The organism is Kitasatospora sp. NPDC007106, from assembly GCF_040634455.1.
In the GTDB taxonomy this organism is placed as follows: Bacteria; Actinomycetota; Actinomycetes; order Streptomycetales; family Streptomycetaceae; genus Kitasatospora; species Kitasatospora arboriphila.
The window spans coordinates 1-13,466 of the sequence record NZ_JBEYFP010000005.1; the positions used below are offsets into that span (position 1 = coordinate 1).

8 protein-coding genes are annotated in these 13,466 nt (G+C 70.2%); all 8 read left to right on the forward strand.

What is annotated here, in order from left to right; genetic code table 11:
- Positions 1-113: 113 nt before the first annotated feature.
- The 8 genes from ABZ641_RS01125 to ABZ641_RS01160 all read left to right on the forward strand — a co-directional run bounded on the left by ABZ641_RS01125 (position 114) and on the right by ABZ641_RS01160 (position 13,438).
- Positions 114-941, forward strand: coding sequence for a hypothetical protein (locus tag ABZ641_RS01125; RefSeq protein WP_344621446.1), 828 nt, complete (start codon positions 114-116; stop codon positions 939-941).
- 333 nt (positions 942-1,274) lie between these two features.
- A complete protein-coding gene (rplJ, locus tag ABZ641_RS01130; protein WP_095874414.1) occupies positions 1,275-1,829 on the forward strand; it encodes a 50S ribosomal protein L10 in 555 nt (184 codons plus the stop codon).
- Between the two features lie 87 nt (positions 1,830-1,916).
- Complete coding sequence (gene rplL / locus ABZ641_RS01135) at positions 1,917-2,300, forward strand: 50S ribosomal protein L7/L12 (protein ID WP_344621447.1); 384 nt, start codon at positions 1,917-1,919, stop codon at positions 2,298-2,300.
- A gap of 816 nt (positions 2,301-3,116) precedes the next feature.
- The gene (gene rpoB / locus ABZ641_RS01140; RefSeq protein WP_344621448.1) at positions 3,117-6,593 is read left to right on the forward strand and encodes a DNA-directed RNA polymerase subunit beta; all 3,477 of its coding nucleotides are present in this window, start codon (positions 3,117-3,119) and stop codon (positions 6,591-6,593) included.
- Between the two features lie 98 nt (positions 6,594-6,691).
- Positions 6,692-10,585 carry a DNA-directed RNA polymerase subunit beta' gene (locus ABZ641_RS01145; RefSeq protein WP_344621449.1) on the forward strand — a complete coding sequence of 1,298 codons (3,894 nt, stop codon included), beginning with the start codon at positions 6,692-6,694 and terminating at the stop codon, positions 10,583-10,585.
- 216 nt (positions 10,586-10,801) lie between these two features.
- Positions 10,802-11,482: a DUF4097 family beta strand repeat-containing protein gene (locus tag ABZ641_RS01150; RefSeq protein ID WP_344621450.1), complete on the forward strand. Its 681-nt coding sequence runs from the start codon at positions 10,802-10,804 to the stop codon at positions 11,480-11,482.
- 67 nt (positions 11,483-11,549) lie between these two features.
- The gene (locus tag ABZ641_RS01155; RefSeq protein WP_359978214.1) at positions 11,550-12,746 is read left to right on the forward strand and encodes a histidine kinase; all 1,197 of its coding nucleotides are present in this window, start codon (positions 11,550-11,552) and stop codon (positions 12,744-12,746) included.
- A 17-nt stretch (positions 12,747-12,763) separates the two neighbouring features.
- Entirely contained in the window at positions 12,764-13,438 is a 675-nt protein-coding gene (locus ABZ641_RS01160; protein WP_344621452.1) for a response regulator transcription factor, read from the forward strand.
- Positions 13,439-13,466 lie beyond the last annotated feature (28 nt).

The window sequence follows — 13,466 nt, forward strand, 5'->3', positions numbered from 1 at the left end:
GCCGTGTGCGCGGCCGCGCGGGGCCGCGGCCAGGGCCGGCCGGACGCCGGGGCGGCCGGCATGGCAGGGTGAAGGGCAGCGGACGAGGCACGGGACGGGCAGGGGAGGCGGGGATGGCGGGACGGGCGGTGCGCCGCGCGGCTGCGGCCGCGGCACTGGCCGCGGTGCTCACCGCCTGCGGCAGCGGCTCCGGGGGCGCCCCGGCGGCCTCGCCGAGCGCCTCCGCCGACCCGACGGTGCTCGCGACCCCGACCGACCGTTCGCCGCACGGCGTGCTGCTCTCCGCCCAGCTGGCCGTGCACGGCGCCCGGCGGGCCCGCTTCAGCGGCAACCTCGGCTCGGACACCGTGGCCGGCCTGTTGTTCTGGGCGCCCAAGACGGTGCTGCAGCTCAAGCGCCCCGGCACCACCGAGGAGGTCGTGGTGCTGGACACCACCGCCTACCGCGGCGGCGACGCGGCCACCGCGAGCCGGCTCGGCGGGCGGCACTGGGAGAAGTTCACCGGCGTGCCCGGCACCGACGGCCAGCGCGCCGTGCCGTACGCCGACACCGTCGACCGGCTCAACCCGGTGGTGGCGTTGACCGCGGCGGTGGCCGCCCCCGCGCCCGAGCGGATCGGCGCGGAGGAGATCGACGACACCGCCGTGGTGCACTACCGGGTCGCCACCACGGTCGCCGACTACGCCGAGGCGCAGACCCAGCTCCCGCCCGCCCGGCGGGCCGCCCTGCGCACCGCGCTGGGCGACGGCGGGGTGATCACCCTCGACGTCTGGCTGAACGACCGCGACCAGCCCGTCCAACTGCAGCGCACCGGCTCCGGCGCGGCCGAGCGGATCTCCGACACGCTGCGCTTCGACGAGTTCGGCGGGCCGCTGTCGGTGCAGGCCCCGGCCGAGTCGGACACCGCCGACGCGGGCGGGCGGAGCCTGCCGCCGCTGTAGCGGATGCCCGGATTTGGTCGATGCGCCGGGAGTCCAGTACGGTGGTGGCTGCCGAAGACCGCTGGTTGTCGTCCGCTTCCTTTCGGGGGCGAGGCGCCGAAGGATCTGCGATTCGTCGCAGGCAGCCCGCGCAGGAGTGTTTGGAGCTTGGACTTCCGCCCGTCGTGATCCGTCACGTCGGACGTCGAGGTCTTTCAGAGCCCCGTGCGCCTGCGCACCGGGGCTCTCATCGTTTCTGCTGAGGCTTCCTTCGAACCGGCGCGTCGAGGCGTTGAATGGTCGACTGCTCCAAGGTCGGCCCGACTTCGACATCACGGAAGGAGGCGTAAGCCTATGGCAAGGCCCGACAAGGCTGCTGCCGTCGCCGAGATCACGGACAAGTTCCGTGGCTCCTCCGCGGCGCTGCTGACCGAGTACCGCGGTCTCACGGTGAAGCAGGTCAAGACCCTGCGTCGCTCGCTGGGTGAGAACGCCGAGTACGCCGTGGTGAAGAACACGCTGACCAAGATCGCGGCCAATGAGGCCGGGATCTCCGAGCTGGACGACCTGTTCGCCGGCCCGACGGCTGTTGCCTTCGTCACCGGTGACCCGGTGGAGTCGGCGAAGGCTCTGCGTGACTTCGCCAAGGAGAACCCCGCTCTCATCATCAAGGGCGGTGTCCTTGACGGCAAGGCGCTGTCCGCCGATGAGATCAAGAAGCTCGCGGACCTCGAGTCCCGCGAGGTGCTGCTCGCCAAGCTCGCGGGTGCCCTGAAGGCCAAGCCCTCCCAGGCTGCCGCGGTCTTCCAGGCCCTGCCGTCGAAGCTCGTCCGCACCGTGGACGCGCTGCGCGACAAGGTCGAGCAGGGCGGTGCCGGTACGCCGGCTCCCGCCGAGGACGCGGAGTAATCACTCCCGCCCTCTAGCGGGCCCGTAGTACGCCCGCCAATCCGTACATCCGGCACCACCTGCCGATTTAGTGGAAGGACGCCAATCATGGCGAAGCTGACCCAGGACGAGCTGCTCGCGCAGTTCGAGGAGATGACCCTCATCGAGCTCTCCGAGTTCGTGAAGGCCTTCGAGGAGAAGTTCGACGTCACCGCTGCCGCCCCGGTCGCCGTTGCCGGCATCGCCGGCCCGGCCGCCACCGAGGCCGCTGTCGAGGAGCAGGACGAGTTCGACGTCATCCTCGACGGTGCGGGCGACAAGAAGATCCAGGTCATCAAGGAGGTGCGCGCCCTGACCTCCCTCGGCCTGAAGGAGGCCAAGGACCTCGTCGACACCGCCGGTGCCAAGGTTCTCGAGAAGGTCAACAAGGAGACCGCCGAGAAGGCCAAGGCCCAGCTCGAGGGCGCGGGCGCCAAGGTCACCGTCAAGTGACCCCTCCCCGGCCCTGAGGGCCGGGAGGTGCCTCCACGCCCCCGCTGAGGGGGCGCGCAGGAACACGGGCCGGGCCGGCCATCCGCGAGGATGGCCGGCCCGGCCTTTCGCGTACCCGCCCGCCCGTGCCGCGGGCCCGCGTCCGCGGCGCGCCCGGGTCTGCCGGATACCTGCACAGGGCCCGCCCGCTGTGCGCCCGGCCACTGTCGGTGGCGGCCGGTAGGGTGATCACTGTCGTCGCGGCGACTCCACCACGGGATCTGTAACGCTCCCGGGGCCGCGGACGATGAGGCAGGCGAGGTCCGCACTCCGATGGGGGCCTTGACGAACGGCAGCAGGCGCGCGATTCTCAAGGCGCGCGCCGTGCTCGGCCCGTCCGCCCCGGTTGGAGCGGCTCCGGATGCATATTCGGTGGCCCCAGCGGGAAGTGACTCCGAGTAGAGGTGCGGTGGCCCGGGAGCTCCCGGGCCGTCGGTTGTACGAGGGCAGGGCACCCCCTGCGGCACGGCTCCCCGGCGGGGGCCGGAGCGCACGGGATGCGACCGGAGGGAGTGTCCGATTCGGTCTCCGAATCAGGGCTTGTCAGCAGTGTCGCCTTTGGCTACACTGTCCCTTTGCGCTGCCTGTTAGCTGCTCCGTGACTCGTCGCCCGGAGTCTGCGCTGCCCTGAAGGGGTCTGGCTCCGCCTCCGTGAACCGGCACTGACCTGGGGATTCTCCTCCCGGTCGGCGGTGGTCCCCGGTGGTGGCACCGGTCCCGTCTCGGCCCGGCCGGTACGCGCGTAGTGAGCTCCGAGCCCTCGGAAGGACCCCCCTCTTGGCCGCGCCGCGCAACGCCTCGAACAATTCCGCCGCATCCACCGCCCCGCTCCGCGTTTCGTTCGCGAAGATCAAGGAGCCCCTCGAGGTCCCGAACCTCCTGGCCCTGCAGACCGAGAGCTTTGACTGGCTGCTCGGCAATGCGGCCTGGAAGTCCCGGGTCGAGGAGGCGCTGGACAACGGTCAGGACGTCCCCACGAAGTCCGGTCTGGAGGAGATCTTCGAGGAGATCTCGCCGATCGAGGACTTCTCCGGGTCGATGTCGCTGACCTTCCGCGACCACCGTTTCGAGCCGCCGAAGAACTCCATTGACGAGTGCAAGGACCGCGACTTCACCTACGCGGCCCCGCTCTTCGTCACCGCCGAATTCACCAACAACGAGACCGGCGAGATCAAGTCCCAGACGGTCTTCATGGGCGACTTCCCGCTCATGACCCACAAGGGCACGTTCGTGATCAACGGCACCGAGCGCGTCGTCGTGTCGCAGCTGGTCCGTTCCCCGGGCGTCTACTTCGACTCCTCCCTGGACAAGGTGTCCGACAAGGACATCTACTCCGCCAAGATCATCCCCTCCCGCGGTGCCTGGCTGGAGATGGAGATCGACAAGCGCGACATGGTCGGTGTCCGCATCGACCGCAAGCGCAAGCAGTCGGTCACCGTGCTGCTGAAGGCCCTCGGCTGGACCAACGAGATGATCCTCGAGGAGTTCGGCCAGTACGAGTCGATGCGCGCCACCCTGGAGAAGGACCACACCCAGGGTCAGGACGACGCGCTGCTCGACATCTACCGCAAGCTGCGTCCGGGCGAGCCGCCGACGCGTGAGGCCGCGCAGACCCTGCTCGAGAACCTCTACTTCAACCCGAAGCGCTACGACCTGGCCAAGGTCGGCCGCTACAAGGTCAACCGCAAGCTCGGCAACGGCGAGTCCCTGGACTCCGGCGTGCTCACCGAGCCGGACATCATCAACACCATCAAGTACCTGGTGAAGCTGCACGCCGGCGAGACCGAGTGGCGTGACGACGAGGGCCGCGACATCGTCATCGAGGTCGACGACATCGACCACTTCGGCAACCGGCGCCTGCGCAACGTCGGCGAGCTCATCCAGAACCAGGTCCGCACGGGTCTCGCCCGTATGGAGCGCGTCGTGCGCGAGCGCATGACCACCCAGGACGTCGAGGCCATCACGCCGCAGACCCTGATCAACATCCGGCCGGTCGTCGCCTCCATCAAGGAGTTCTTCGGCACCAGCCAGCTGTCGCAGTTCATGGACCAGACGAACCCGCTGTCGGGCCTGACCCACAAGCGCCGTCTGTCCGCGCTCGGCCCCGGTGGTCTGTCCCGTGAGCGGGCCGGCTTCGAGGTCCGTGACGTGCACCCCTCGCACTACGGCCGCATGTGTCCGATCGAGACGCCGGAAGGCCCGAACATCGGTCTGATCGGCTCGCTCGCCTCGTACGGCCGGGTCAACGCGTTCGGCTTCATCGAGACGCCGTACCGCAAGGTCGTCGACGGTGTGGTCACCGAGCAGGTGGACTACCTCACCGCCGACGAGGAGGACCGCTACGTCATCGCGCAGGCCAACGCGCCGCTGACGAACGACCTGCACTTCGCGGAGCCCCGCGTGCTGGTCCGCCGCCGCGGCGGCGAGATCGACTACATCCCGGGCACCGAGATCGACTACATGGACGTCTCGCCGCGCCAGATGGTGTCGGTCGCGACCGCCATGATCCCCTTCCTCGAGCACGACGACGCCAACCGCGCGCTCATGGGCTCGAACATGATGCGCCAGGCGGTGCCGCTGCTGAAGAGCGAGGCCCCGCTGGTCGGCACCGGCATGGAGTACCGCTGCGCGGTCGACGCCGCCGACGTCATCACCGCCGAGAAGGCCGGTGTGGTGCAGGAGGTCTCGGCCGACTACGTCACCGTGGCCAACGACGACGGCACGTACACCACGTACCGCGCCGCCAAGTTCACCCGCTCGAACCAGGGCACCTCCTTCAACCAGAAGGTGCTCGTGGACGAGGGCGCCCGCGTCGAGGCCGGCCAGGTGCTGGCCGACGGCCCGTGCACCGACCAGGGCGAGATGGCGCTCGGCAAGAACCTCCTCGTGGCGTTCATGTCGTGGGAGGGCCACAACTACGAGGACGCGATCATCCTGTCGCAGCGCCTCGTCCAGGACGACGTCCTCTCCTCGATCCACATCGAGGAGCACGAGGTCGACGCCCGTGACACCAAGCTGGGCCCCGAGGAGATCACCCGGGACATCCCGAACGTCTCCGAGGAGGTCCTCGCCGACCTCGACGAGCGCGGCATCATCCGGATCGGCGCCGACGTCGTCACCGGCGACATCCTGGTCGGCAAGGTCACCCCGAAGGGCGAGACCGAGCTGACCCCCGAGGAGCGCCTGCTCCGCGCGATCTTCGGTGAGAAGGCGCGCGAGGTCCGCGACACCTCGCTGAAGGTGCCGCACGGCGAGTCCGGCAAGGTCATCGGCGTCCGCGTCTTCGACCGCGAGGAGGGCGACGAGCTCCCTCCGGGCGTCAACCAGCTGGTCCGCGTCTACGTGGCCCAGAAGCGCAAGATCACCAACGGTGACAAGCTCGCCGGCCGTCACGGCAACAAGGGCGTCATCTCCAAGATCCTGCCGGTCGAGGACATGCCGTTCCTGGAGGACGGCACCCCGGTCGACATCATCCTCAACCCGCTGGGTGTCCCGTCCCGAATGAACCCGGGACAGGTCCTGGAGATCCACCTCGGCTGGCTCGCCCAGCAGGGCTGGGACGTCTCCGGCCTCGCCGACGAGTGGGCCCAGCGCCTGCAGGAGATCGGCGCCGACCAGGTCGTCGGTGGCACCAACCTCGCCACCCCGGTCTTCGACGGCGCCCGCGAGGACGAGATCACCGGCCTGCTGGACAACACCACGCTCACCCGCGACGGCGAGCGCCTGGTGAACTCCACCGGCAAGGCCCGGCTGTTCGACGGCCGCTCCGGCGAGCCGTTCCCGATGCCGATCTCGGTCGGCTACATGTACATCCTCAAGCTGCACCACCTGGTCGACGACAAGCTGCACGCCCGTTCGACCGGTCCGTACTCGATGATCACCCAGCAGCCGCTCGGTGGTAAGGCGCAGTTCGGTGGTCAGCGATTCGGCGAGATGGAGGTGTGGGCCCTCGAGGCGTACGGAGCCGCGTACGCGCTGCAGGAGCTCCTCACCATCAAGTCCGACGACGTCCTCGGCCGCGTGAAGGTCTACGAGGCCATCGTCAAGGGCGAGAACATCCCCGAGCCCGGCATTCCCGAGTCCTTCAAGGTGCTCATCAAGGAAATGCAGTCGCTCTGCCTCAACGTGGAGGTGCTGTCCTCGGACGGCCAGTCCATCGAGATGCGGGACTCCGACGAGGACGTCTTCCGTGCGGCCGAGGAGCTCGGCATTGACCTGTCCCGGCGCGAGCCGAGCAGCGTCGAAGAGGTCTGACGGAGGCCGGGCCGGCTGCCCCGAGCAGCCGGCCCGCCCCCAGGCCCCCCTCAGACCACAGACAAACTCTCGAATCACGAAAGAGGGCTTGACGACCAGTGCTTGACGTCAACTTCTTCGACGAGCTCCGTATCGGCCTGGCCACCGCCGACGACATCCGCCAGTGGTCCCACGGCGAGGTCAAGAAGCCGGAGACCATCAACTACCGCACCCTGAAGCCCGAGAAGGACGGCCTCTTCTGCGAGAAGATCTTCGGCCCCACCCGGGACTGGGAGTGCTACTGCGGTAAGTACAAGCGCGTCCGCTTCAAGGGCATCATCTGCGAGCGCTGCGGCGTCGAGGTGACCCGCGCCAAGGTGCGCCGCGAGCGGATGGGCCACATCGAGCTGGCCGCCCCGGTCACCCACATCTGGTACTTCAAGGGTGTCCCGTCCCGCCTGGGCTACCTGCTGGACCTGGCGCCGAAGGACCTCGAGAAGGTCATCTACTTCGCCGCCTACATGATCACCTGGGTCGACGACGAGCGCCGCCAGCGCGACCTGCCGTCCCTGGAGGCGCACGTCTCGGTCGAGCGCCAGCAGATCGAGAACCGCCGCGACGCCGACCTCGAAGGCCGTGCCAAGAAGGCCGAGACCGACCTGGCCGAGCTGGAGGCCGAGGGCGCCAAGGCCGACGTCCGCCGCAAGGTGCGCGAGGGCGCCGAGCGCGAGATGAAGCAGCTGCGCGACCGCGCCCAGCGCGAGCTGGACCGCCTCGACGAGGTGTGGAGCCGCTTCAAGAACCTCAAGGTCCAGGACCTCGAGGGCGACGAGCTGCTCTACCGCGAGCTGCGCGACCGCTTCGGCACGTACTTCTCCGGCTCGATGGGCGCCGCGGCGCTCAAGGACCGCCTGGAGTCGTTCGACCTGGCGGAGGAGTCCGAGCGCCTGCGCGAGATCATCCGCACCGGCAAGGGCCAGAAGAAGACCCGTGCGCTCAAGCGCCTCAAGGTCGTCTCCGCGTTCCTGCAGACCACCAACAAGCCCAAGGGCATGGTGCTGGACTGCGTGCCGGTCATCCCGCCGGACCTGCGTCCGATGGTGCAGCTCGACGGTGGCCGCTTCGCGACCTCCGACCTGAACGACCTGTACCGCCGCGTCATCAACCGCAACAACCGCCTGAAGCGCCTCCTCGACCTCGGTGCCCCCGAGATCATCGTGAACAACGAGAAGCGCATGCTCCAGGAGGCCGTCGACGCGCTCTTCGACAACGGCCGCCGCGGCCGCCCGGTCACGGGCCCCGGCAACCGTCCGCTGAAGTCGCTGTCCGACATGCTCAAGGGCAAGCAGGGTCGTTTCCGCCAGAACCTGCTCGGCAAGCGCGTCGACTACTCGGCCCGTTCGGTCATCGTCGTCGGCCCGCAGCTCAAGCTGCACCAGTGCGGTCTGCCCAAGGCCATGGCGCTGGAGCTCTTCAAGCCGTTCGTGATGAAGCGCCTGGTCGACCTGAACCACGCGCAGAACATCAAGTCGGCCAAGCGCATGGTCGAGCGCGCCCGCCCGGTCGTGTGGGACGTCCTCGAAGAGGTCATCGCCGAGCACCCCGTCCTGCTGAACCGTGCGCCCACCCTGCACCGCCTCGGCATCCAGGCCTTCGAGCCGCAGCTGGTCGAGGGCAAGGCCATCCAGATCCACCCGCTCGTCTGCACCGCGTTCAACGCGGACTTCGACGGTGACCAGATGGCCGTCCACCTGCCGCTCTCCGCGGAGGCGCAGGCCGAGGCCCGCATCCTGATGCTGTCCTCGAACAACATCCTCAAGCCGGCCGACGGCCGTCCGGTCACCATGCCGACCCAGGACATGGTGCTCGGTCTGTTCTTCCTCACCTCGGACCGCGACGACGTGAAGGGCGCCGGCCGCTCCTTCTCGTCGACCGCCGAGGCGATCATGGCCTTCGACGCCCGCGAGCTGGACGTCCAGGCCCCGATCGACCTGCGCATGCCCGCCGGCACGGTCCCGCCGCGCGGCTGGACGGCGCCGGTGGACGAGGACGGCCAGTCGACCTGGTTCGAGGGCGAGCCGTTCCGCATCACCACCACCCTGGGCCGCGCGCTCTTCAACGAGCTGCTGCCCGAGGACTACCCGTTCGTCGACTACGAGGTCGGCAAGAAGCAGCTGTCGGCCATCGTCAACGACCTGGCCGAGCGCTACCCGAAGGTCGTCGTCGCCGCGACGCTCGACAACCTGAAGGCGTCCGGCTTCCACTGGTCGACCCGTTCCGGTGTCACCGTCTCGATCTCGGACGTCATCGTCCCGCCGAGCAAGCCCCAGATCCTCGAGGGCTACGAGGCGCAGGCGGAGAAGGTCCAGAAGCAGTACGAGCGCGGTCTGATCACCAACGACGAGCGCAAGAGCGAGCTGGTCGGCATCTGGACCCGCGCGACCAACGAGGTCGCCGAGGCCATGGCCGTGAACTTCCCGAAGACGAACCCCATCTTCATGATGGTCGACTCGGGCGCTCGTGGAAACATGATGCAGATGCGTCAGATCGCCGGTATGCGTGGTCTGGTGTCGAACGCCAAGAACGAGACGATCCCGCGTCCCATCAAGGCGTCCTTCCGCGAGGGCCTGTCCGTGCTGGAGTACTTCATCTCCACCCACGGTGCCCGTAAGGGTCTCGCCGACACCGCCCTCCGTACCGCCGACTCCGGCTACCTCACCCGTCGTCTGGTCGACGTCTCCCAGGACGTCATCATCCGCGAGGAGGACTGCGGCACCGAGCGCGGCCTGAAGCTGTCGATCGGTTCCGTGGGCGCCGACGGCGTGCTGCGCAAGGCCGACGACGTCGAGACCAGCGTCTACGCCCGCATGCTCGCCGAGGACATCACCGTCGACGGCAAGCTGCTGGCCACCGCCAACACCGACCTCGGCGACGTCCTGATCGACGAGCTGATCCGGCACGGCATCAGCGAGGTCAAGACCCGCTCGATCCTCACCTGTGAGTCGGCGGTCGGCACCTGCGCCATGTGCTACGGCCGCTCGCTGGCCACCGGCAAGCTGGTCGACATCGGTGAGGCGGTCGGCATCATCGCCGCCCAGTCCATCGGTGAGCCCGGTACCCAGCTGACGATGCGTACCTTCCACACCGGTGGTGTGGCCGGTGACGACATCACCCAGGGTCTGCCGCGTGTCGTCGAGCTCTTCGAGGCCCGTACCCCCAAGGGTGTGGCCCCGATCTCGGAGGCGCAGGGCCGGGTCCGCATCGAGGACACCGAGAAGACCCGCAAGCTGGTCGTCACCCCGGACGACGGCAGCGACGAGATCGCCTACCCGGTCTCCAAGCGCGTCAAGCTCCTGGTGAGCGAGGGCGAGGCGGTCGAGGTCGGCCAAAAGCTGACCGTCGGTGCCACCAACCCGCACGACGTCCTGCGCATCATGGGCCAGCGCGCCGTCCAGGTCCACCTGGTCGCCGAGGTCCAGAAGGTCTACAACTCGCAGGGTGTGTCGATCCACGACAAGCACATCGAGATCATCATCCGGCAGATGCTCCGCCGCGTGACGATCATCGAGTCGGGCGACGCCGAGCTGCTCCCGGGCGAGCTCGTCGAGCGCGGCCGCTTCGAGCAGGAGAACCGCCGCGTGGTGTCCGAGGGCGGTCACCCCGCCTCCGGCCGTCCGCAGCTCATGGGTATCACCAAGGCCTCGCTGGCCACCGAGTCCTGGCTGTCGGCCGCCTCCTTCCAGGAGACGACCCGGGTGCTCACCGACGCGGCGATCCACGCCAAGTCGGACCCGCTGCTGGGCCTCAAGGAGAACGTCATCCTCGGTAAGCTCATCCCGGCCGGTACGGGTCTGCCCCGCTACCGCAACATCCGGGTCGAGCCGACCGAGGAGGCCAAGGCCGCGATGTATTCGGCCGTCGGCTACGACGACTACGACCTGTCGCCCTTCGGCGCCGGCTCCGGCCAGGCGGTCCCGCTGGACGACTACGACTACGGCCCGTACACCGGCTGAGTCCGCAGGCCCTGAACGCCACAGGTCCTTGACGCCGCAGGGCGGCCACCCCGAGAGGGGCGGCCGCCCTGCGGCGTTCCTGCGTTCCTGCGTTCCTCCCCCGCGCGGGGGAGGCGGCAGGACCGCTCCGGCGGGGGATCCGGAGGAGCCCCTCCGACGGGCAGTGTGGTCCCCGCGGCGGTCCGGACGGTCCGGGCGGCCGAGGGGGAGGACCGCATGAACCGTCCACTGGCCAAGGTGCTGCTGTACACGGCCGTGACCGCGCTGACCGGGGCCGCCCTGGTGGGCTGCCTCGCCGAGGACCACCGGCGGGACGTCGGCTACCGGGTCACCGAGCAGGTGCGCACCCTGGTGATCGAGGGGGAGACCGGGGACGTCGAGGTCACCGGCGGCGCCACCGGGATCGAGGTGACCGAGCAGCAGACCTACCGGGAGAGCGCCCCCGAGGCGAGCCACACCGTGGCCGACGGCACGCTGACCCTCTCCTACCGCTGCCCGGACGGCGACTGCGGGGTCGGCTACAAGGTCCGGGTGCCGGCCGGCATCGTGGTGAAGGTGCACGACTCCACCGGCAGCATCCGGCTGACCGGTCTGAGCGGCGAGGTGGAGGCCCGGACCGGTACGGGCGGGATCACCGCCGCCCTGAGCTCGCCGGTGGTCCGGCTGGCGGCCGAGACGGGGGACGTCTCGGCGTCCGTCGACGGCGACGTGCGCCGGGTGGAGGCGGTCAGCAGCACCGGCGACGTCCGGGTCCGGGTGCCCCGGGACCGCCCGTACGCGGTGGACTCCGCCACCGACACCGGCGCGGTGAAGGTCTCGGTGGACCGCTCGGCGGGCGCCGGGTGCAGCATCACGGCCCGCACCGAGACCGGCGACGTGACGGTGGACGGTGTCTGAGCCGCCGCCGGTACGACATGATCGTTCCGGGACGGGTCACGGCGCAGGACACGGGGGAGGTTCGGCGGTGGGGGAGCGGGCGGCGCACGTCCGGGCGCGGGCGGCCGCGCTCGCCGACCGGTGGCGGGCGGGGCCCGGCCGGGCCGGTCCGTACGTGGTGGACACCGGCCTCGCCCTGGCCGCGGCGGCGATCTCGGTCTGGGCGGTGTTCTGCGACGACCGCGGCTGGCCCTGGTGGGTGTACCTGCTGGTGGTGGCCGCGGCCGCGCCGCTGCCCTGGCGCCGCCGGGCGCCGTTCACCGTCTGGCTGGTCAGCGGGGTTTTCTCGCTGACCCAGTCGATCGTCGCGCACTCCGTCGCGCCGCAGATCCCGCTGCACCAGGTGCTGACCGTCTACACCGTCGCCGACCGCGGCCGGGACTGGCAGCGCTGGCTGATGCTGGCGATTCTGGTGCCGGCCAACATCCTGGGCACCCGCTCGCCGAACGGCATGCTGTTCAGCCTGCTGATGTCGGTGGGCAGCTTCATCCTCGGCTCGCTCACCCGCGAACTGCGCCGACGGGCCCGGGTCGCGGCCGAACGGGCCGGCGCCGAGGCGGAACGCGCCCGGGAGGCCGCACTGCGCGCCGCCGGAGAGGCCGGTCGGGCGGTCGCCGAGGAGCGCGGCCGGATCGCCCGCGAGATGCACGACATCCTCGCCCACGCCGTCTCCCTGATGGTCATCCAGGCCGAGGCCGGTCCACTGGTCGTCCGCAGCGACCCCGACCGGGCGATCCGGACCTTCGACACCATCGCCGACTCCGGACGGGACGCGATGGTCCAGCTCCGCCGGGTGCTCGGCGTGCTGAAGGAGGACGGGGCCCGACCCGAACTCGCCCCGCAGCCCACGCTGGCCGAGCTGCCGACAGTGGTCGACCGGGTCCGCGACGCGGGCATCGCCGTCCGGGCCGAGATCGAGGAGCACGGGCCGGCCGACGTGCAGTCCGCCGCCTACCGGATCGTCCAGGAGGCACTGACCAACGTGCTGAAGCACGCCGAGGCGCGGCACGTCAGCGTCCGGGTGGGCGTGCGGGGCCCGGTGCTGGAGGTCGAGGTCGCCGACGACGGCCGGGGCGTACCGCCGGCCCGGACCGGCGGGCTGCCCGGCGGCCGCGGACTGATCGGCATCCGCGAACGGGCGGCCGCCTGCGGCGGCAGCGCCGAGGCGGGGCCGCGGCCGGACGGCGGCTTCCTGGTGAACGCCCGCCTCCCCCTGGACATCTGACGGAAGGAGAGCACGCAGTGGTGATCCGTGTGGTCGTCGCGGACGACCAGGAGCTCGTCCGGGCCGGCTTCGGCATGATCCTGGACGCACAGCCCGACATCGAGGTGGTCGCCGAGGCGGCGGACGGCGCCCAGGCGGTCGAGGCCGTCCGGGAGCACCGGCCAGACGTGCTGCTCCTGGACGTCCGCATGCCGGTCATGGACGGACTGGAGGCGGCCCGCCGGGTCTGCGCCGACCACCCCGGTACCAAGGTCGTCATGCTGACCACCTTCGACATCGACGACTACGTCTTCGACGCGCTGTACGCCGGAGCCAGCGGCTTCCTCCTGAAGGACGTCAGGCGCGACGACCTCACCCACGGCGTCCGCACGGTCGCCTCCGGCGAGGCGCTGCTCGCGCCCTCCGTCACCCGCCGGCTGATCGGCGAGTTCACCGCCCGCCGGGCGGGACCGGCGGGCCCGGCTCGCCCGCCCTCCCGACTGCTGCAGCAGCTGACCGGCCGCGAGGCCGAGACGCTGCGGCTGCTCGCCCGCGGACTCTCCAACGCCGAGATCGCCGCCGAACTCACCGTCAGCGAGCACACCGTGAAGACCCACGTCTCCAACCTCCTCGCCAAGCTGCGGCTGCGCGACCGCGTGCACGCCGTGGTCTTCGCCTACGAGTCCGGGGCGGTGGTCGCGGGAGAGCCGTGACGGCCCGCCCCGACGCGCCGGCAGGGGA